This window comes from Staphylococcus lugdunensis (assembly GCF_001558775.1).
Classification (GTDB): Bacteria; Bacillota; Bacilli; order Staphylococcales; family Staphylococcaceae; genus Staphylococcus; species Staphylococcus lugdunensis.
This window is the reverse complement of record NZ_CP014022.1, coordinates 111279-134213: the sequence shown is the minus strand read 5'-3', so window position 1 is coordinate 134213 and position 22935 is coordinate 111279. Positions and strand designations below refer to the sequence as shown.

The window sequence follows — 22935 nt, the reverse complement described above, 5'->3', positions numbered from 1 at the left end:
TTCTACAACTCTTCTGCTTAAATGTAGAGTAGCAGATACATAAATGATGCACCTGCTACCTTCAATTATCTATTAAAATAATAATTTGAGAAATAATGAGTACATAAATATCTCAATTTGATTTGTTACACTGACGCCGTTTATTCTTTGTCTTCAGATTTTGCTTCTACTAATTTTGCGTTGTCGCGTAATAAGTCGATCACTTTTTGAATACGAACGTCATTTTTGATGATATCTGTATTTCCTAATGTATTTTTAATATCTTCAACTGAAAGGTTAAATTGTGAACTCATTTTTTCTAATTCTTTATCAATATCTTCTTCAGATACCTCAATGTTTTCAGCATCGGCAATTGCTGTAAGTGTTAAGTTTGTTTTAACACGTTGTTCTGCATCGCCTTTCATCTGTTCTCTCATTTGAGATTCATCTTGACCAGAAATTTGGAAGTACGTTTGTAAATCTAATCCTTGTTGCTGAATTCTTTGTGCAAATTCTTGAACCATACGATCTAATTCAGTATTAATCATTGCTTGAGGAATATCAATTTTAGCATTTTCTGTTGCTTTGTTGATTGCTTCTTCTTTTTCTACGTTTTCAGCGTTAGTCTCTTTTTGTTCAGCTAAACGCTTGCGTAGATTTTCTTTATACTCATCAACTGAATTTGCCTCAGAATCTAATTCGTTCGCAATTTCATCATCCAATTCTGGAACTTCTTTAAATTTGATTTCATTGATTTTAGTTTTGAATGTAGCTTCTTTACCAGCTAATTCTTCAGCATGATATTCTTCTGGGAAAGTAACAACAACGTCTTTTTCTTCTCCAGTTTTTAAGCCTTCTAATTGTTCTTCAAATCCTGGAATAAATGACCCTGAACCGATTTCTAGATCGTATTTTTCAGCTTGTCCACCTTCAAATGCTTCACCATCTACTGAACCAGAGAAGTCAATATTTACAGTATCGCCATTTTCAACTACGCCGTCTTCTTTAACTACCATATCAGCTAAATGACTCAAACTATGGTCAATAGACTCTTGTAATTCTTCATCTGTTAATTCTGTTTCTTGCTTTTCAATTTCTAAACCTTTATAGTCACCTAATTCAACTTCTGGTTCAACTGTAACAGTTGCTTCAAATTCAAAGTCTTTGCCTTTTTCAATTTGAGTTACGTTTACTTCAGGTTGATCAACTGGTTTGATACCTGTTTCTTCAATGGCTTCACCATATGCTTCTGGTAATAAAATATCTACTGCATCTTGATATAATGCTTCCACACCAAAACGTTGTTCAAAGATTGGACGTGGTACTTTTCCTTTACGGAAACCAGGTACATTAATTTGTTTAACTACTTTTTTAAAAGCTTTATCTAACGCTTTGTTTACTTTTTCTGCAGGAACTGTAACTGTCAATAATCCTTCGTTACCTTCCTTTTTTTCCCAAGTTGCTGTCATGTATAAATACCTCCATGCTTACTTTTTTAATTTTTCAACTCCATCATTATATCATACGACAATTATGGAGACAAACATTGATATTCTGGTGTTTAGCCATATTTGTGTAGTTTCACAACAAATTTATATTAACTGATACACCTTCAATTTAAAAGTGATTAGCCTACACATCTTTATCTAATTGCTGAATAAAACACAATATACTCATATTGTCTTCGTTGTTGCTTAAATCAAACATAGATTTAAAATAAGTAACATAGCCATCTATCCACTGTTGCTTATTATACAAATCATATATATCCAGTGGATAAAGTAAAATGGTGTGATTATTCATAATATGTCTTGCTTCATTTAAAAGATTAAATTCATTGTCTTCCAGTTTTTTCATTACTTCAGGAATCACTTGTGTCTTCATAGATGTATGCTCAAAACCTAGTAATAAATTAGGTTGGACTGTAAATGTTTGACTATATTTTCGAATAGAAATTTCTTTTGAATATTGCGCAAATCTTAGATACTCGATCATTACACTAAGCACATGTGGTGGTATTTGATAATAATGAATAATGTTAGCAATTGAATCTTTAAATTCATAATGGCCATTATCAATAAGTTGTAATATCAGTTGAGATTGCTCACGTCGCGATAATGATTCAAAGCGACCAAGCATATCCGTCACACGTTGTTTATCTTCTAATAATTGTGCTTTAGCAAATTCACGCATCGGATGAAGTGCCATCCTTGTTTCATGAAGTTTTACTTCATCAATAATTTGATCAATAACTTCCACTGCTTCAAAGTATTGTCCCAAGCCATTTAAACTTTGAATGTAATATATCATTAATTCATCATACTTTTGTAAGCCCTTCTTTAATAAAATAATCGTTTCTTCTCTGAGCTCTAAAAAAGCATTTAGCTGTAGTAATGTCTCACATTTAATCAAAGACAGCGTTTCATCAAGTTCAAAATGTGCTTCGTATGTTTCAAATAAATCATAAACTAACGTATGATTTTTATTTTTATGAGCATCAATAATTTCGTTTGTTAGCTTTAGTTGTGATCTAGGAAAAGGTATAACATCGGACATCTTATTTACACCTCAATTAATACAAATCTTGTAGAATTAAAGCACTCCAAGTTTCAAAATCGTCATAATTATCTATTTTACCTTGTTCCATCCATTTAATTCTTAACGTGTCTGTCTCCTTAGCCTCTACATCATTGGAATTGACTGTAATTTTAAAGACAACACCAATGTGTACACGACCAACTTCATTATTATCATCATTAATAAAACCAATATATTGCATATTCTGCGATTTGTCTGATGATAGACCAACTTCTTCCTCTAATTCTCTTTGTGCGTTGACACGAAGTACTTCATTGACATTATCGGCGCCTACGACGTCATTCATATGACCACCTACGCCAATTGAACTCTGCCCGTGTAACCTTTGCTCGCCACCACCTGATAAACGTTCATAAACTAATATTTCACCATGTTCATTTTCGAGTAAGCAGTAAGATATTAATTGTTTATAACTTGGATCTTCTTCCATATCACCACGTCGTTTTACTTCATAAGCATCTAACTTATTAAATATCTCTTCACCCTGATTACCATGTTTGGTTAAAAAACCATTAAATGCATTTTTATTATTATCAAATAATATTGATCTAGGAACTACAATAATTTGTTCATCAAATTTAGACATGTTTTTCTCCTTATTAAATATTTCTTATCTCACATTTTAGCAAACTATTAAAATGATTGACAATGTAATGAAAAGTGAATAATGGTGTAGAGTCTTGGACATAAGTCTCGTAATAATAACATAAAGATGATTTAAAATTCTCTCTGTCCTTCTCTTGAAATCAATACTGCATGCTATAAGTTATAAAAAATTACAAAAACGCTAAATTCTATTGAAACATGATAGAATTTAGCGTTTTTGTTTTAATCCGATACCTCTATGTCCCGGATTTTTGAAATATTATTTTAAAGCTTCTTTTGCTTTAGAAACTAATTCGCCAAAAGCTTTTTCATCTGAAATTGCGATTTCAGAAAGCATTTTTCGGTTAATATCGATGTCAGCTTTTTTCAAGCCATTCATCAAACGAGAATAACTCATGTCATGTTGACGTGCTGCAGCATTGATACGTGTAATCCATAATTTACGGAAATCACGTTTACGTTGACGACGGTCACGGAATGCATATTGACCTGATTTCATAACTTGTTGTTTTGCTACTTTATATAATGTATGTTTTGAACCAAAGTAACCTTTAGCTAATTTAATCGTTTTTTTACGACGCGCTCTTGTTACTGTTCCACCTTTAACTCGTGGCATATTAAATTCCTCCTTAGTAAATCACTCTATATGTTCATTATTGGTTGTTACTTTTTGTATGCAAGTAATTGTTTTACGCGTTTTAAGTCGCTTTTAGAAACTAATCTTGCTTTACGTAAGTGACGTTTTTGTTTTGTATTTTTATTTGCAAATAAATGTGAAGTAAACGCTCTAGAACGTTTTAATTGTCCTGAACCAGTTCTTTTAACACGTTTAGCTGCTCCACGGTGAGTTTTCATTTTAGGCATGATCCATTTCCTCCTACTAATCGTTAAATTATTTTTCGTTGACTGGCGCTAACATGATAAACATTTGACGCCCATCCATTTTAGGTTTTTGTTCAACAGTGGCAATATCTTTACACTCGTCAGCAAATTTTTCAAGAACACGTTGACCAATTTCTTTATGTGTAATTGCACGGCCTCTGAAGCGAATTGAAACCTTACATTTGTCACCTTTGGTTAAGAACTTACGTCCATTTTTCAACTTCGTTTGGAAATCATGTTCCTCAATAGTTGGACTTAGACGAATTTCTTTAACATTGATGACTTTTTGTTTTTTCTTCATTTCTTTTTCTTTCTTCTGTTGCTCGAATTTATACTTACCATAATCCATTATTCTTGCAACAGGCGGTTTAGCATTTGGAGCTACTACAACCAAATCTAATTCTACGCGTTCAGCCATTTCTAACGCTTCACGTTTAGATTTCACTCCAATTTGCTCACCATCTTGTCCGATTAAACGTAATTCTTTAGCACGAATTTTCTCATTAATTTGAGTTTGATCTTTTGCTATGATTGACACCTCCCAAAATTTTACGAAATTTTCCAAGCAAAAAAGAGCAGGTATAGCATACCCGCTCTTTAATCTGACATAATAATGCCTGTCATGTTAACCTGCCAACAGCTTGATGCGTCGCTACAGGTGAGAAACGGGTGTTTCTACTTGGTACGTTTCGTATTCAACGTATACAATCATAACAACATTATATGATTAAGTCAATTACTTTTATAAATTAATGGTGTTTTATTTCATTCATGTGAACATCTTGTCTTAAATCAACTTCTTCTAGTGGAATCTTTTTGGTTTTGTATCTTAATTTATGATAAATAAAGAACACTAAGAATACCGGAATACCCATATAAGTAATAACAAAGCGATTTAAATCAAATTCACCAGTTTTAATGAAATCCACATCTTGACCTATGATAACAATAACGCATAGAATACCAGCAAAAATAGGTCCAAATGGGAACCATTTAGCTTTGTATTTTAATTCTTTTTTATTATGGTGTTGTCGTTGGAATGCACGTCTAAATCGATAGTGACTTACAGCAATACCTACCCATGCGATAAAACCAGTCATGCCACTTGCCGCAACGATATATTCATATGCATTGCCACTAACCTTTTGAACTAAAAAGATAATGATCACTAATATTGCTGTGAGTAATAAAGATAAATATGGCACACCATATTTATTAGTTTTCCCGAAAATCGGGAATGCTAATTTATCTTTACTCATTGAATAAAGCATTCTTGTTGATGCATACATTCCAGAGTTACCAGCAGATAATACTGAAGTTAAAATAACTGCATTCATAAATGATGCGGCAAAAGCTAATCCAGCATTTTTAAAAACTAATGTAAATGGAGAAGTTGAGATGCTATTATCTCCGCCCATTAAGGCATTACTATCATAAGGTATTAACATTCCGATAACAAAAATTGCTAAAATATAAAATAACAATATTCTCCAAAACACTTGTTTAATCGCCTTTGGCACGGCACGCTCTGGATTTTCAGATTCTCCAGCAGTAATCCCTATAAGTTCTGTACCTTGGAATGAAAAACCTGCTACTAAGAACACACCTAATATAGATAGCAAGCTTCCGCCGAAATTCCCACCAAGTATAGGTCCTTCGCCTTTAGTAAATGTTTCAAAGCCAACAAATTTACCACCCATTATTCCAATAATAGTTAGTAGACCAATAGCAATGAAAATAATAACCGTAACAACTTTAATTAAAGCGAACCAATATTCACTCTCACCATAGATCCTTACAGATAATGAATTCAATGAGAATATGATGACTAAAAAGATACAGCTCCATAGCCATGCAGGTATCCCTGCCATTGGTGTCCAATATTGAATAACTTGCGCGGCAATAGTTACATCCGCAGCAACCGTAATAACCCAGTTAAACCAATAATTCCAACCTAATGCAAAACCTAATGAAGGATCTACAAAGCGCGTTGCATAAGTACTAAATGAACCTGAGACAGGTAAGTATGTTGCCATCTCTCCTAAAGAAGTCATTAAGAAAAATACCATAATACCAATAATTGCATATGCTATCAATGCGCCAAGCGCACCTGCATCGTGTATGGCACCACCAGAAGTCATAAACAGTCCTGTACCAATACACCCTCCCATAGCAATCATAGAAATATGACGGTCTTTTAATCCTCGTATAATACCGCCATTTTGACTTTCAATCTTAGACATAAAAGCTCCCTTTCTTTTACGTAGAGGCTAGCTAAATACACCCGTTTTTCAATTGTAGATAAGGGACAAAACACATGATGAACGTATCTTTATATCGTCAAATACACAAAAATTTCCGTTGAGAAATTATTATTGTTTTACAAGTGTTTTATCGCGTCCTTTTCTTTTTATCAAACGAATCGATGTTAAAGCATAAAAAATGGTTACATATCTATAAGAGATATACAACCATTTTTTCTATATTGGTAGCACATCACATATTGTGACAGTACAGTATCTATTCGATAACTGTCCCAACAAACATTTATTATGGATAAACATTTGCTTCGGCAACATTACCTTTCACTCACCTATATGCGTCCCATAAAAACTATAGATAAGTTACTTATTAAAGTTGCAACCTCTAACTCAAATTTAAAATTTTATATAATGAATATACATTAATTCCTACTATATTACAAGACTATCTATGTTTTTTTAGTCTGATTTCATCAACTAAATTCCATATAAATTCGTCCCTTTCAAGCGTCTGTTGATCTTGAGAGCCGTATTGACGAACATTAACTTGGTTATTCTCAACCTCTTTATCACCGACAACAATTTGATATGGAATTTTCTGCATTTGTGCTTCACGTATTTTATAACCCATTTTTTCATTACGATCATCAATTTCAACTCGTACACCTTGGGATTTTAATTCATCTTGCAAGTTTCTTGCATAGTCATAATGTAAATCAACATTGACTGGAATAATTTCAACTTGCTTAGGTGCCAACCATGTTGGAAAAGCGCCTTTTGTTTCTTCTGTTAAGAAAGCGACAAAACGTTCCATCGTAGATACAACGCCACGATGTATCACTACTGGTCTATGATACTCACCATCACTACCAATATAAGTTAATTCAAAGCGCTCTGGCAATAAAAAGTCTAGTTGTGCTGTTGATAATGTTTCTTCTTTGCCCATAGCAGTTTTAACCTGAACATCTAGTTTAGGACCATAAAATGCCGCTTCACCTATTGCTTCAACATAAGGCAAACCAAGCTCATCAACTGCTTCTTTTAACATTGACTCTGCTTTATTCCACATATCATCGTCATCCATATACTTCTCTTTATCTTCAGGGTCTCTGTAACTTAAGCGGAATGTATAATCTTCAAATCCAAAGTCTTTATATACATCTTGAATCATATGAACTACACGCTTAAATTCATCCTTAATTTGGTCAGGTCTAACAAAAATATGTGAGTCATTTAAAGTCATACCTCTAACACGCTGTAGGCCTGATACTGCACCGCTTGCTTCATAACGATGCATTGTGCCTAATTCAGCAAGACGGATTGGTAACTCACGATAAGAATGTGGTTTATTTTTATAAATCATCATATGATGAGGACAATTCATTGGACGTAATACCATTTCTTCATTTTCATCTAATTTCATCGGTGGAAACATATCATATCTATAATGAGCCCAATGACCAGAAGTTCTATATAAATCGACATTTGCTAAAACAGGTGTATAAACATGGTCATATCCCATACTAACTTCTTTATCAACGATATAGCGCTCAATTTCACGTCGTATTGTCGCACCGTTTGGCAACCAAAGAGGTAATCCAGCACCAACTAACTGATTATTTGTAAACAACTCTAAATCTTTACCAATCTTACGATGATCACGTTCACGACGTTCTTCAAGTAATTGTAAATGTGCTTTTAAGTCTTTTTTGTCGAAGAAAGCAGTTCCATATATACGTTGAAGCATTTTATTATTGCTATCTCCACGCCAATATGCCCCTGCAGTAGATAATAACTTAAATTCTTTGATTTTTGCTGTTGAAGGTACATGTACCCCACGACATAAATCTGTGAAGTCGCCTTGTGAATACAATGTGACCATCTCATCTTGAGGAATTGCGTCAATTAATTCTAATTTATAAGGGTCATCCTTAAAGAATTCTTTAGCTTCTTCTCTAGAAACAACCTTACGTTCAATTTTATGATTTTCATTAACGATTTGTTTCATCATTTTTTCAATCTTTTCAAAATCGTCTGAGGAAATTTTATTTTCCATATCAAAGTCATAATAGAACCCGCCTTCAATAACCGGACCAACTCCAAATTGTACATTTCCATATAAACGTTTTAATGCATTTGCCATTAAATGTGCTGTTGAATGTCTTAACACTTCTAATGCTTCTTCACTACCAGGAGTAACAATTTCGATTTCTCCATCTTCTTCAAGTGGTCGTGCTAAGTCAATGAGTTGCTGATTAAACTTACCAGCTACAGCTTTTTTACGTAATCCAGGACTAATTGACTGTGCAATTTCTTCAGTAGTAATACCTTTATCGAAAGCCTTCTTATTACCGTCAGGAAATTGAATATTTATTTTGGTCATACTAACATCCTCCTAAAATATGAACTAGTATCGTTGATTCTTTATTATATATAGCAGCAAAATAAAAATCCCATCCCAACAAAGGGACGAGATTATCGCGATGCCACCCTAATTAAGTAATGAAATTTCATATATCTTAAAGTACTTATATGAATATATCATCACTCTACCTCTACATAAGATAACGGTCTTGAGCCGGACACTCATTACAAATGTCTACAAATGAAGGAGTAACACGAAAAGTTATTAACCATTTTTCATCAACCAATGGCTTTCTAAATAATACCCTTAACATGTCGTATCTTCAAAAATTTCAACGATATAGATTTACGTTCATTATACAACACATATTTAAAATATCAATTGTTTCTATAATTTTTTCCTTCTAAATATACATCATCAGCTAAGCTTTTTATACGCTCTATAATTCTTGCAGCTTTTGTTTTTTCTGCCCCTTCACGTGTTATAGACAAATGATGTTCCAATTCTTCAAAGCTTAAATTAGAACTAAAGAAAGTTGGCAATTCTTGAACCATACGATAATGTAATAAAGGTCCAATAATTTCATCTCTAACCCATGGAGTTACTTCTTCAGCACCTATATCATCTAACATTAATATTCCAGCTTCTCTAATTCGAGCTAATCGTTGTTCGTAACTGCCGTCTTTAAAACCATTCTTTAAGCTTCTAATATATTCAGGCAAATATACGATAGTTGAGGCAACTTTTTGTGATTTTAACTGATTAGCCATCGCACCTAAAATAAACGATTTTCCTGTTCCAAATGGTCCATAAATGTATAAGCCTTTGACACTTTCACCATTAATAATACTTTTACATATGTGATTAGCTTTTATCGCTATTTCTAATCGATCTCGATCTTCAGTAAATATATCATTTAACTTTGCATTAAGTGTGTCACGCTGCATATGGTGGGAAGTAACTAGTTGGCTATCAAAACGCGCTTCATCGTATTTAATTTTGCAAGGACATGGTAAATATTTTATTTTTATGCGTTCATCTTCAACATAAAGTTCAGGTATGTGTCCTTTAACAAAGTTGGGACATGAATGATAATCATGACCATCATAATGCTTTTGCTGGTCTTTAAATTCTTGCAATACATTTAAATCACGATCAATCATGGCATTTGTTAATTCACTTTGGTGCATAGTTAAAAATTGCTTAACATCTGGATCGTTAATAACTTGTTGCTTGATTTGTGAAATACGCTGTTCTAAATTTGAATCTGATCCCATAATATTTTTAAAGCTTTTCATTAATCATCACCCCAATCTTTTTTTAATTGCTCTAGGAATTGTTGTCTATCTTTCTCCAAATTGTCATCTTTTTTCTTTATTTTCTCTTGTCTTTTAGCAGTGTCTCTGTTTTCCAGCCACTTCGGTGTTTTCTCTCTAGAAACAATTTGTTTTCCATAATAACGATTCTTTGCATTTTGAGGTTTTCGCTCTACTTGTTTTGGTTCATTCATTTTTAGTGCTCGTTCGTATGCTTCTTTTGCATTTGAAATGCCTAATTTTTTCCAATTAGAAGCAACTTCAAATATATATTTTTTAGGCAACATCATTTCGTTTTTTAACATCACAAATTGTAATAATATATTTATGACGCCTAACGGTAGTTTTTCTCTACTAACCAATTCTTCTATCATCAGCTTTTGTTGATGAGTCGGTTCTGAACCCGACCATGAGGAGAGCATATCAACTGGGCTTATATTATCTAAACTAGATAGCCACTCGTCTTGTTTTGTATTAGTCGAGTTATCACGCGTATGTTGGCTCTCAGAATCATAATATTTATCAGCATTTATCGCTAATTTAGGCAATTGCTGTTCATGCTCAATTAAATAATATGATCTTGCTTGTTTGCGTAACTCTTCAAACGATAAAGTTTGTGCACTTGTAATTGAGTTTAAAATCATGCGTTTCATTGCCTCAACGGTTAAACCGTATAAAGTAGCCAATTGTAAGATTAAAGCTTTAGCTTCATCTGTAACTATTTCACTACTAATAAAATGATGTTGAAGTAACTCTTTAAGTAATTCGAAATCAAAGTGCTCATTAGACAAATCAAGACCTTTATAATATTGAGATGATTTAATGTTTTGACTATCAATTTTAATATCTTTATTAGGCATTTTAAAAACTTCAGTAAATTTGTGCGTAATATTTTGATAATTTGTTAAATCTTTTCTATCTTGCTCAAAATATTGTTTTAACTGTACAAAGCGCTTTTTATCGACTTCACTAAATAAAAAAACTGACAGCATAGGATCATTAAAAAATTGATAAGCTGTAGGTGGTTGTATTAGTTCATAGATAAAATTTGAATTATCAGATTGATGGCGCACAAAAGATTTAAGCAAGCCAATCCCCTCTAAATAATCCATTGTCTTTCTAAAATCTAATAAATTAACCTTTAACTCATTCATAATGGTATAATGCGTTAGCAATTCCTGATTATTTTCAGATACAAACTGATTTAAATAATGGTATAAACCAATGGCATGCGTACCAATCAATGGAGCATATAATCGATTTAATATTTCTAAGTGAGCCTGACTAAGCTCAAAATGACGAATAACTTCAAAACTGTCTCTTGGTCTTAAATCAAATTGGTAAGCTTGCATGGTCATTTAAGAGTCACTCCGTTTATTATCATTTAAGATACCTTGCATGGAAGCTAGAAGCTGATCAACATCTTTAAATTCTTTATATACGGATGCGAATCTGACATAAGAAACTTGATCGACATGCATAAGTAAATTCATTACATGTTCCCCAATATCTCTCGAAGAAATTTCAGTGTGACCCTCATCACGCAATTGCCATTCTACTTTGTTTGTAATATCTTCTAATTGTTGATAACGCACAGGTCTTTTTTCACAAGATCTTACCAAACCATTTAATATTTTTTCTCTTAAAAATTGTTCACGTGTACCATCTTTTTTAACAACGATTAATGGGCTCACTTCTATGTGTTCAAAAGTAGTAAAACGCGTGCCGCATTTCTCGCATTCACGGCGGCGACGAATTGCATTTGCTTCATCTGCATGTCTTGAATCAACAACTTTTGAATGTGTAGAGCTACATTTTGGGCATTTCATTTATATCACCCTCTTGATTAGATTATGCTTCATTATACTATATTTTCTATTTTGACAAAAGCAGTGACATGTTCATTGAATCCATACAGAATTTTAACAAATAGCAATTTAACATAACTTTTTTATACACGCTATTCTTATATATTTATAAAACCTTTTCTATTTTACTTTTTTCAAGAAAAATTATTCAATTATGGCTTTACTTTACAGTTTGCCCCTCCATAATAAATATTACTTATTCTCAATAGTAGAACATTATATTAAAAATTTTTTAATTGATGTTGTTTGTTGAATTGTAACGTTGTTTTTTCTGTATTTACTTTGATTTGAATTGTGGATGACTAAAAGTTATTTCATCGTCATTGCCATAATCAATTTCAAAACCTAGATCTTCGAGCATTTGATAATCTAACTCATTTGGTTGACCACCGGTAATTAAATAGTCACCTACAAATATCGAGTTTGCAATTTGTAATGCGAGTGGTTGTAATGATCGCAAATTTACTTCACGGCCACCTGCTACACGAATTTCTTTTGTAGGGTTTATTAAGCGGAATATAGATAATATTCTTAAACACTTCATAGGCGTTAAATCATCCATACTACCAAATTTTGTTCCTTGTATCGGATGTAAAAAATTCACTGGAATACTATCAGCATCTATTTTTTTCAATGCGAAAGCCATATCAATTATGTCTTCATCGCTTTCACCCATACCACATATTACGCCTGAACATGGTGAAATATGATGTTCTTTCATATATGATAACGTTTGTATACGTTCATCATATGTATGTGTTGAAACAACTTGCCCATGATACGACTCGCTAGTATTAATATTATGATTATAGCGATCAACTCCAGCAGCTTTTAATTTTTCTGCCTGCTCTTCGTTAGCCAATCCAAGACAGGCACAAATTTTTAATTGTGGATGATCCTTTTTTATATCTTTTACCGTTTTTGTAATATGTTCTACTTCTTTGTCACTTGGTCCTCTACCACTCATAACAATACAATACGTACCAATTTTATTATTTGAAGCAACATCTGCGCCCTTACATATTGTTTCATTTGACACCAAGGCGTATCGTTGTTTGTGCTTCATCTCTCTAGATTGACCACAATAGCCACAATCTTCAGAACAAATTCCACTTTTTGCATTCAAAATCATATTTAGTTTGACTTTATGACCGAAATAATGTCGTCTAATTAAATAAGCTTCATGCACTAAATCTAATGTAGCTAACGAAGCATCTCTGTAAATTTTTAAGCACTCAGCCTGAGTTAAATATTTCCCGTTAATAATTTGATTTGCTAAGTTCATTTCCCCACATACCTTTCTGCTTTCAATATAGTTATATCTTAGTCTTTGATACCAACATTGTAAACCATAGATATTATAAAGTTTACAATATAGTTGTTTATTTTGTTAAGACTTAAAATATAAAACGAGGTAAGTTTCCAACTTACCTCGCATTGATGCAGTAATAAATTGTTTATTTAATTAGTTCTCCAAGTTGATTTGCTACCTCAACTACTCTATTAGAATATCCCCATTCGTTATCATACCAGGCTATAACTTTAACCTTATTATCTCCCATGACCATTGTATTTTTAGCATCTATAACTGCTGAATGAGGATTTGTATTATAGTCCTTAGAAACTAGAGGGGCCTCTTCAACATCAATAATTCCTTGTAAGTTTGCATCTCTAAATGCATGATTAACTTCATCTACTGTCACTTTTTGTTTTAAATCAACGACTAAATCAACTAATGATACATTTTGAGTTGGCACACGAAGTGCTATGCCATGTAGTTTGCCATTCAATTCTGGCATAACTTCTTTTAATGCTTTAGCAGCACCTGTTGATGTTGGTATAATACTTTCCCCACAAGAACGCGCTCTTCTCAAATCTTTATGCGGATTATCTATATTATTTTGATCATTTGTAATTGCATGTACCGTTGTCATTAAGCCATTTTCAATGCCAAAACTATCATTTAAAACTTTTGCAACTGGTCCGATACAATTCGTAGTACACGACGCATTACTAAATATGTCATATGTATCTGTATCTAAGTCTTGATCGTTAACACCTTTAACCACCATCTGTACTTTTCCACCTTTTGATGGTCCTGTCAATAACACTTTTTTAGCTCCTGCTTGAATATGTGCCTTAGCTTTATCACCATGGTTAAATTTACCGGTCGCTTCAATGACGATATCTATTTCTAAATCTTTCCAGGGTAAATTTTCTGGGTTTCTATCAGACACTAATTTAATATCATGGCCTTCCACTCGAATTCCACTTTCAATAGGTTCTACTCTTTTATCGTATCTCCCATGTGTTGTGTCATAATTAATTAAATGTGCAATTGTTTCAGGAGGATAGCTAGCATTGATGGCAACTACATTCAATGCCTCATTCTTTAGTGCTATTCTTAGCACCATTCTTCCAATTCTACCCATTCCATTAATTGCAATATTCGTTGACATTAAAAGCACCCCTTATATTCTTTATGTTATACTTTATGCAATTAGTATAACATAATTTATCTTCATTGGAAGCGTTTACTTTTAGTTTTTAGAAATTTTTTATATAAAAAACCTTTTACAAATGTATGTAAAAGGTTCCTCTATATTTATTCTTGATTTATATATCCTTGATCAGTCAAAATGCGTTCTACGTTTTGTTTTAATTCTAATTTATCCCCCAAATTATCTATTACTATATCAGCCATTCTACTTTTTTTATCAATAGAAATTTGACTATATACGCGTGCTTTGGCTTCTTCCAAACTTAAATTATTTCTTTCCATTAACCGTTCAATCTGAATACTTTCTGAAGTATATACTAACCAAACTTCATCTACCGTATCTTCTAATTCATTTTCAAAAAGTAACGGAATGTCCATCACCACATTATAACCTTGATTAAGGTAGTGTGATTTTTCTTTATCCATTAGTTGATGCACGATAGGATGTACAATTTCATTTAATTCTGTTCTTTTATCAGGGTGATTAAACACGAGTTGACCCATATATTGACGATTCATTTCACCATCATCATTAATGGCTTCGTTCCCAAATGTTTGGCGGATTTGCTCCAATCCAGCAGAACCTTTTTTAACTGCTTCTCGAGCTGCAATATCTGCATCTACGACTTTAAATCCATAGGCTGTAAGTAATTCTGATACTGTTGATTTACCAGTGGCTATCCCACCTGTTAGTCCTATTACTTTTGGCATAAACTCACTCTTTCATTATTTTTGACAAACCGGACAAAAATGACTATTACGTGTAGCAATCACTTGCTGTTCTATTTTATGTCCACATTTTTTACATTGCTGTTGTTTATATACATTTAAGCGTAACTGCATCGTGCCTGTCTTACCATCTGCATGACGATAATCCGAGATACTCGTTCCGCCATACTTAATACCTTCATTTAAAACGGCTTGAACTTCTAAAAAAAGATTTTGTCTTGCTTGCTGATTTAAGCTTTGCACTTCAGTGGCGGGATGTATTGCAGCTCTATATAATGCCTCACAAGCATAGATATTCCCACAACCTGCAATAACTTTATGATCAAGGATTAATTGTTTAATAGGTTTGTGCTTTACTTTAGGTTGGTTTAAATAAGTCAAATAATGATCTAATGCGCTTTCGTCAAAAGGTTCGGGCGCCATATTTTTGAACGATGCGTAATTATTTAGTGCTTGTACATTTCTAATTTCACCAAAACGTCGAATATCTGAATAAACAAGTAATTTACCATTACTTAAATGAAAAATAACATGCCAATGTTTTCTATAGTTTGGAGCATATATCTCATCTAAATGATTTACGATAAAAAAACCACCTGCCATTCCTAAATGACTAATCAATACACGGCGCTCCTGATTCTTTTCAATATAAATATTAATGTATTTACTGCGTCGCTCTACTTTATATATTTTATAACCCTCTGTAAACTGCCTAAAACCATCAAGATTAATCCCTTTAATGATTGTTTCTTTCCCGTCTGACTTGCCGTCAATGACTTTTGAAGAAAATGTTACTGATTTTATAATCGTGTTAATTATAAAAGGTTCAATACCTCTTTTAACATGTTCAACTTCTGGTAATTCTGGCATACTTTATTTCCTCTTTCTATTTAGCATCATACCATGTAGCTCCATAGCTAGAATCTACAAGCAATGGGACAGCAAGTGTTAATGCATTATCCATAATTTCTTCAACAAATTCACTAAAATCTTGTACCTCAGACTTTGGAACTTCAAATATTAATTCATCATGCACTTGAAGTAATAATTTGGCATGATAGTTTGTTTCTCTTACATTTTTGTCAAATTGAACCATTGCCAATTTAATAATATCTGCAGCACTACCTTGAATAGGCGTATTCATGGCTGTTCTTTCAGCAAAACTTCTTAAATTAAAGTTGCGACTCGTAATATCTGGAATATAACGGCGTCGATGTAATAATGTTTCAACATAACCATTGGCTTTTGCATCTTTAACAATATCGGTCATATATTGTTTAACACCTGGAAAACTAGCCAAATAATCATCAATAAAAGCTTTTGCTTTTTTACGTGTAATACCTAAATTTTGGCTAAGACCATAATCACTTATACCATAAACAATACCAAAATTAACCGCTTTTGCTTGTCTACGCATTAAATCATTAACTTGATTTTTTTCAACTCCAAACACTTTCATAGCAGTAGCAGCATGAATGTCGTCTCCATGTATAAAAGCTTCTTTTAAACTTTCATCTTGAGTCATATGTGCTAATACACGAAGTTCAATTTGAGAATAATCCGCAGATAAAATAACATAATCATCTGACGTTGGTTTAAAGGCTTTACGAATTTTACGACCTTCCTCAAGACGAATCGGTATATTTTGTAAATTCGGATCAATTGATGAAAGACGTCCAGTTTGCGCTAATGTCTGATTAAAACGCGTATGGATACGTTGATCGTCACTTATGACTTTTTGCAAGCCTTCTACATATGTTGATTGTAATTTTGACAACTGTCGATACTCAAGAATGTAATCAATAATAGGATGTTTACCTTGTAACTGTTCAAGTACATCAACCGCAGTAGAATAACCCGTCTTTGTTTTTTTAATAATAGGTAATTTTAATGTTTCAAATAAAACAATGCCCAATTGTTTAGGTGAATTAATATTAAATGATTCACCTGCTGCTTCATATATTTCTGAAACAAGATTATCCAATTTTTCTTGAAGCTCGTTTTGCATTTCCTTAAGATCATTTACGTCTGTATAAATACCTGTTTCTTCCATGTCAGCAAGTATTCTCGCTAATGGCAACTCTAAATTATTCAACAAGTCCATTTGATTATGGTCTGACAGAATGTCTGACATTAATGGTTTACAATTATAAATAGCTTGCATAATGGCAGCGATATGCACTTCCAACACATCATCTAGTGGAACTTGTCGTTTTTTCCCTTTACCATATACAGCAATATCACTTTTGACAAAATTTTGATTATAATAACTTACTACGGATTGAACATCTTCTATAGTACGAGATGGATCAATAATATAACTTGCTAACATAACATCAAAATCAATATGCTGCAGATTAATCTCTAAACGATGTGCAGCAACATAAGTCTTTTTAGCATCAAAAACAATTTTATTATTATGATCATTTTCTAACCACTCAATGAGTTCAGTATATTGATGGATATCCTCAGCCGAAATAACGATATATTGATTTTGTGCATATAATCCAAACTTTAAAATTTTATCCTTTAAATAATTACTACCATAAATTTCAAAATGTATGATTGCATTATCTAGCTTTTTAAAATTTATATTATCAAAATGATGGATCACTTCAAAATTGTGTTCAGTTTCACTGTTATTTTCACTAGCACTACTGTCTATATCATTAAGTAATTGTTTAAATTCTAATTTTTGGAAAAGCTCAATTTTATCTTTATTATCATTTAAATCGCCCATAATTGTATCTTTAAGATTCACTTTTATAGGGCTGTCACAATTAATTGTAGCTAAATCTTTACTCATAAACGCATCGGCTTTACTATTCTCAAGGTTTTCCTTAAGTTTTTTTCCAGAAACTTCATCAAGATGATTATACACACCTTCAACAGAATGAAACTGGTTAAGTAACTTAATTGCCGTTTTTTCTCCAACACCAGCTACTCCAGGTATATTATCAGAAGTATCTCCCATAAGACCTTTCATATCAATAATTTGTTTTGGTAACAATCCATTATATTTTTCAGCAATGAATTCTGGTGTGTAATGATCTACATCAGTAACCCCTTTTTTCGTGTAATAAATTGTTACATGGTCCGTTGCTAATTGTGTTAAATCACGATCTCCTGTAATAATAATCGTTTCTAACCCTGACGCTTCAGCTTGTTTGCTCAACGTACCAATAATATCATCAGCCTCATAATTTTCTAATTCATAATACTTAATATGATATGCATCTAATAACTGTCGAATATATGGGAATTGTTCACTTAATTCTGGAGGCGTACTTTGTCTCCCACCTTTATATTCACTATATTTTTCGTGTCTGAAAGTCGTCTTACCTGCATCAAATGCTACTAAAAAATGATTAGGTTGCTCTTCTTTCAATATTTTCTCTAGTAACATAGCAAAGCCATATATTGCATTTGTATGAATACCAGCCTTATTCGACAGCAAAGGCAAAGCGTAAAATGCCCTGAAACTCAAACTATTTCCATCAATTAAAACTAATTTATTCACAATCAAACCTCCAGACCATATTTACCTATATTCTAGCATATAAAGAAGCACTTAACGAGCATGGCGAGTTTAGTGCTTCTTATGCATGAGCTTCAGCTCAGGTATTCCTTTATTGCACTTAACGAGCATGGCGAGTTTAGTGCTTCTTATGCATGAGCTTCAGCTCAGGTATTCCTTTATTGCACTTAACGAGCATGGCGAGTTTTATAGTTCCACTGTCTTTGGGCTAGTGGAACTTATGCATTTGCTCTGCAAAGGCGTTCCATTTTCTTTTAACTACCTTTAGTTCTCCCTTCATTTGAAAATTAAAATACGCAAAAAACTGACGACAAGTTCTAAGTTTTGTCGTCAGTTTAAAATAATATCTATTGAATATATGAATAATTTTATACTTCGTTATTACTATAATTATCTGTAAAAGTTACTTTGAATGTTGATCCTTTATTCGGTTCACTCTTGACACTAATAACACCATGGTGTGCTTCAACAATATGCTTCGTAATTGATAAACCTAAGCCTGTACCACCTGAATCTCGACTTCTTGCTTTATCAACACGGTAAAAGCGTTCGAAAATATGCTTTTGTTCTTCTTTACTAATACCAATACCAAAATCTTGTATTTCTAAATATACTTTTGATTGTTGACGATAAACTCGCACAATAACTCGATTATTCTCCAAAGAATAGTTAATAGCATTTGATAGCAAGTTCGTAATGACTTGTGCAATTTTATTTTTATTCGCTTTGAAAATAATATCTGGGCTAATTTCATCTATAATTTCGATATTTTTGTCTTTCGCCTGATTTTGTAAGTTATCTACAGTATTGTGTGCAAGTTCCGATAAATTGACATACGCTGTCTCTAATTCACGTTGTTGTTCTATATGTGACAAATCTAATAAATCCATAACTAAAGACTCGATTCGATTAGATTCTTTTAAAATAATATTTAAAAACATATCTAAAGATGCCACGTCATCTTTTGCACCTTCTATCAATGTTTCAGCAAAACCTTTAATAGAAGTGATTGGAGTCTTAAGCTCATGTGATACATTAGCAACAAATTCTCGTCTTAAATTTTCCAATTTCTTTAAGTTAGTTATATCATGTAAAACAACTACCATACCTTGCAAATGTTTTTTAGATTTTGACAGAATTGGCACGCAAGAAACATCAAAATATTTATGATGTACATTATTGATATTAACTTCAACTTGATTATACATGCTTTTTTCGGTTTTAAATGCTTCTAGAATCAGTTGTTTTATCTTATCATCAATAAAATCATTATAATCCTTGTTTTCAACCTTTTCTTCTAAACCAAAAACTTCATAATATGAATGATTGGCTACAACAATTTCACCATACTTATCAATCATTAATACAGAACTTGGTATATTTTCTAATGTAGTTTTTAAACGGTTTGATTGGATTTTTTGTTTATTATTTAATTTTTGTAAACGGCGTGCAAGTTCATTTGTTGTAACAAACAATGCCTTTGTTTCTTTGACGTTACTTTCAGGTACTCGAACATGATAATATCCATCAGCGAGTAACGAGGTCGCATATGTAACTTCGTTAATCGGTCTAATATATGTACGTTTAATACTTCTAACTGCTAAATAAATTGCGATAAGTACAACAACACCAATTAACGCTATATATTTCCAAAGCTCTTTCTGTAAATTAACCATCTCATCATCTATTCCACTAATGTATATAGCCTCATTGCTAAATTTATTTTTAAAAGTATAGTGGTAACCCTCATCAGCGCGGTCATAAATAATATTAGATGGATTGGCTGCATTATCAATTGCAGGGTTAATATCATAATGGCTTTTTGTTTCAAATATAATTTTATTTCCCTCTGTTATTTTGACAGAAATGTTTTCATTTTTTGCGATATTTTTAATTTCTTCAGTTTTACCTTGTTCTTCTAATTTTGAATAGTTTTCAGTTTTCTTAGTTAAATCAGCAACTTTTTTGTCCGTGAGCGTCTGATATATTGAATGATGCATAATAGCGCCTAATCCGATAAAACTTATTATTGTTATTGTACATAATAGTAAGAGTAACCGTTGATGAAATTTAAGCATTAAGCTTTAGGACGCTCCAATTTATAACCTAAACCTCTAACCGTCTTAATCAATTTTGGTTGTTTAGGATTTTCTTCTAATTTATCTCTTAAATGACTAATATGTACATCCACAATTCTAGAATCACCAGCAAATTCATAATTCCAAACTGAATTAAGCATGTGTTCTCTAGTAATAACTCTTCCTTGTCGTTCAATAAGGTAGAGTAAAAGTTCAAATTCTTTAGGTGTCAGTTCTAATAATTCATCATCTTTATAAACTTCAAAAAATTCTGGACGAATGCGTATATTTTCAATTAAAATATCTTCTTCGTTTGCTGCATCATTTGCAGATTCATTAACAAACTGAGAACGTCTTAAAATTGCTTTAACCCTTGCAACTACTTCTCTAGGTGAAAACGGTTTTGTCATATAATCATCAGCGCCTAATTCCAAGCCTAAAACACGATCGAATTCATCATCTTTAGCTGTTAACATTAAAATAGGAACTAAGTTTTTGTCTGAACGAATCGTCTTACATACTTCAATTCCATCTTTTTTAGGTAACATAACATCCAGTACAATTAAATCTGGTTGTACTTTTTCTACCTTTTCTAGTGCTTCTTCACCGTCATATGCGACTTCGACGATATATCCTGCCGTTTCTAAGTTGTATTTTAGTAATGTTACGATTGATTGCTCGTCATCTACCACTAAAATTTTTTGTGACATGATGTGCCTCCTATATTGTAATTGCATTTTCACATTCATTATAACTGAAGTTTAAAAAAAAATAACATATCAAACATTAACTTTACATAATTTTTACATTAATTTAAATATAACCTAATATTAAGAGATTATGTACCCATTTAAAAGATAAAATCGAAATCCATTTTATAAATGAATTTCGATTCATATCTACAAACCAAGTCTTATTTTAAATTTTTAATTAATTCATCAGCAAATTCAGAAGTTGAAACTTCTGTTGCACCATCCATTAAGCGAGCAAAATCATATGTTACTATTTTTGAAGCGATAGTTGACTCAATGGCATCTGTAATTTTATCAGCTGCTTCTTGCCAGCCAAGATGTTCTAACATTAAGACAGAACTTAATAATTCAGATGATGGATTAACTTTATTTAATCCTGCATATTTAGGGGCAGTACCATGTGTAGCCTCAAATATAGCATGTCCAGTTTCATAGTTGATATTAGCACCTGGTGCAATACCAATACCACCAACTTGTGCTGCTAAGGCGTCTGAAATATAATCTCCATTTAAATTCATAGTAGCAACAACATCATGCTCTGCAGGACGCGTTAATATTTGTTGTAAGAAAATATCCGCAATAGAATCTTTAATGATAATCTTACCTTGTTGTTCAGCTCTTTCTTGAGCTTTATTGGCAGCCTCTTTACCATCATTTTCTACAATCTCATCATATTGCTGCCAAGTAAATACTTTATCAGCAAATTCATTATGCGCTAAATCATAACCCCATTGTTTAAATGAACCTTCAGTAAATTTCATAATATTACCTTTATGAACTAATGTGACAGATTTACGACCATTATCAATGGCATATTGTATAGCGGCTCTGACCAAACGCTCAGTACCTTCTTTTGATACAGGTTTAATACCAATTCCAGATGTTTCAGGAAATCTAATGTTCGATGCACCCATTTCATTTTGTAAGAAATCAATCACTTTCTTAACTTCTTCAGTACCTTCTTTAAATTCGATTCCAGCGTATATATCTTCTGTGTTTTCTCTAAAAATCACCATATCTACATCTTGTGGTCGTTTTACTGGAGATGGTACACCTTTAAACCAACGAACTGGGCGGAGACATGTAAATAAATCAAGTTGTTGACGTAAAGCTACATTAAGTGAACGAATACCTCCACCAATTGGTGTTGTTAATGGTCCTTTAACAGCTATTAAATATTCTTCTATCGTTTTTAAAGTTTCGCTAGGTAGCCATTCTCCTGTTTCGTCATAAGCCTTTTGCCCAGCTAATACTTCTTTCCACACAATTTGTTTTTCACCGTTATAAGCTTTCTCAACTGCGGCATCAATCACGCGGCTAGCTGCTTTCCATATATCTGGTCCAATACCATCCCCAATAATAAATGGAATAATAGGTTCATTTGGAACTTGTAACCCATCTTGTGTTTTAACAATTTTTTCTGCTGACATAATTTGAACCTCCATTATAAAAATTCACATTAG

General features: G+C 32.5%; 19 protein-coding genes, 1 riboswitch and 1 other annotated feature. All 19 genes read right to left on the bottom strand.

The annotated features are described in order from the left end of the window. Positions 1-140: 140 nt before the first annotated feature. The 19 genes from tig to icd all read right to left on the bottom strand — a co-directional run bounded on the left by tig (position 141) and on the right by icd (position 22902). Positions 141-1448, bottom strand: coding sequence for a trigger factor (gene tig, locus AL499_RS00645; RefSeq protein ID WP_002458898.1), 1308 nt, complete (start codon positions 1446-1448; stop codon positions 141-143). A 163-nt stretch (positions 1449-1611) separates the two neighbouring features. Further along, the gene (locus AL499_RS00640; RefSeq protein ID WP_002458897.1) at positions 1612-2535 is read right to left on the bottom strand and encodes a hypothetical protein; all 924 of its coding nucleotides are present in this window, start codon (positions 2533-2535) and stop codon (positions 1612-1614) included. 16 nt (positions 2536-2551) lie between these two features. Then, on the bottom strand, positions 2552-3163 hold the full coding sequence (locus tag AL499_RS00635) for an NUDIX domain-containing protein (protein WP_002492922.1): 612 nt from the start codon (positions 3161-3163) through the stop codon (positions 2552-2554). Positions 3164-3442: 279 nt separating this feature from the next. Then, positions 3443-3799: a 50S ribosomal protein L20 gene (gene rplT, locus AL499_RS00630; RefSeq protein WP_002458895.1), complete on the bottom strand. Its 357-nt coding sequence runs from the start codon at positions 3797-3799 to the stop codon at positions 3443-3445. A gap of 47 nt (positions 3800-3846) precedes the next feature. Beyond that, complete coding sequence (gene rpmI / locus AL499_RS00625) at positions 3847-4047, bottom strand: 50S ribosomal protein L35 (protein WP_002458894.1); 201 nt, start codon at positions 4045-4047, stop codon at positions 3847-3849. A gap of 28 nt (positions 4048-4075) precedes the next feature. Beyond that, the gene (gene infC / locus AL499_RS00620; RefSeq protein ID WP_002478060.1) at positions 4076-4603 is read right to left on the bottom strand and encodes a translation initiation factor IF-3; all 528 of its coding nucleotides are present in this window, start codon (positions 4601-4603) and stop codon (positions 4076-4078) included. Positions 4604-4626: 23 nt separating this feature from the next. Beyond that, positions 4627-4752, bottom strand: a sequence feature (ribosomal protein L20 leader region). 62 nt (positions 4753-4814) lie between these two features. Continuing rightward, positions 4815-6308, bottom strand: coding sequence for an amino acid permease (locus tag AL499_RS00615; RefSeq protein ID WP_002493144.1), 1494 nt, complete (start codon positions 6306-6308; stop codon positions 4815-4817). A gap of 238 nt (positions 6309-6546) precedes the next feature. Continuing rightward, positions 6547-6722: riboswitch (Lysine riboswitch) on the bottom strand. A gap of 49 nt (positions 6723-6771) precedes the next feature. Next, entirely contained in the window at positions 6772-8709 is a 1938-nt protein-coding gene (thrS, locus tag AL499_RS00610; RefSeq protein ID WP_002493141.1) for a threonine--tRNA ligase, read from the bottom strand. Positions 8710-9068: 359 nt separating this feature from the next. Beyond that, a complete protein-coding gene (gene dnaI / locus AL499_RS00605) occupies positions 9069-9989 on the bottom strand; it encodes a primosomal protein DnaI (protein ID WP_002458889.1) in 921 nt (306 codons plus the stop codon). Beyond that, positions 9989-11365 (bottom strand): replicative helicase loading/DNA remodeling protein DnaB, encoded by a 1377-nt coding sequence (locus AL499_RS00600; protein WP_002478057.1) that lies wholly within the window; start codon positions 11363-11365, stop codon positions 9989-9991. Before AL499_RS00600 ends, dnaI begins: the two co-directional genes overlap by 1 nt. Then, the gene (gene nrdR / locus AL499_RS00595; protein ID WP_002458887.1) at positions 11366-11836 is read right to left on the bottom strand and encodes a transcriptional regulator NrdR; all 471 of its coding nucleotides are present in this window, start codon (positions 11834-11836) and stop codon (positions 11366-11368) included. Positions 11837-12152: 316 nt separating this feature from the next. Next, positions 12153-13160 (bottom strand): biotin synthase BioB, encoded by a 1008-nt coding sequence (bioB, locus tag AL499_RS00590; protein WP_002493146.1) that lies wholly within the window; start codon positions 13158-13160, stop codon positions 12153-12155. A 172-nt stretch (positions 13161-13332) separates the two neighbouring features. After that, positions 13333-14334 carry a type I glyceraldehyde-3-phosphate dehydrogenase gene (gene gap / locus AL499_RS00585; protein WP_002458885.1) on the bottom strand — a complete coding sequence of 334 codons (1002 nt, stop codon included), beginning with the start codon at positions 14332-14334 and terminating at the stop codon, positions 13333-13335. Between the two features lie 146 nt (positions 14335-14480). Next, the gene (coaE, locus tag AL499_RS00580; RefSeq protein ID WP_002493142.1) at positions 14481-15086 is read right to left on the bottom strand and encodes a dephospho-CoA kinase; all 606 of its coding nucleotides are present in this window, start codon (positions 15084-15086) and stop codon (positions 14481-14483) included. A 15-nt stretch (positions 15087-15101) separates the two neighbouring features. Then, complete coding sequence (mutM, locus tag AL499_RS00575) at positions 15102-15974, bottom strand: bifunctional DNA-formamidopyrimidine glycosylase/DNA-(apurinic or apyrimidinic site) lyase (protein WP_002493150.1); 873 nt, start codon at positions 15972-15974, stop codon at positions 15102-15104. Positions 15975-15990: 16 nt separating this feature from the next. Continuing rightward, a complete protein-coding gene (gene polA, locus AL499_RS00570) occupies positions 15991-18624 on the bottom strand; it encodes a DNA polymerase I (RefSeq protein ID WP_002493149.1) in 2634 nt (877 codons plus the stop codon). 386 nt (positions 18625-19010) lie between these two features. Continuing rightward, positions 19011-20720 (bottom strand): two-component system histidine kinase PnpS, encoded by a 1710-nt coding sequence (gene pnpS, locus AL499_RS00565; RefSeq protein WP_002458881.1) that lies wholly within the window; start codon positions 20718-20720, stop codon positions 19011-19013. Then, positions 20720-21430, bottom strand: coding sequence for a response regulator transcription factor (locus tag AL499_RS00560; protein ID WP_037540804.1), 711 nt, complete (start codon positions 21428-21430; stop codon positions 20720-20722). The genes pnpS and AL499_RS00560 overlap by 1 nt, the downstream gene beginning before the upstream one ends. Positions 21431-21633: 203 nt before the next feature. Then, positions 21634-22902, bottom strand: a complete 1269-nt coding sequence (icd, locus tag AL499_RS00555) for an NADP-dependent isocitrate dehydrogenase (protein WP_002478051.1) — start codon at positions 22900-22902, stop codon at positions 21634-21636. Between the last annotated feature and the right edge of the window lie 33 nt (positions 22903-22935).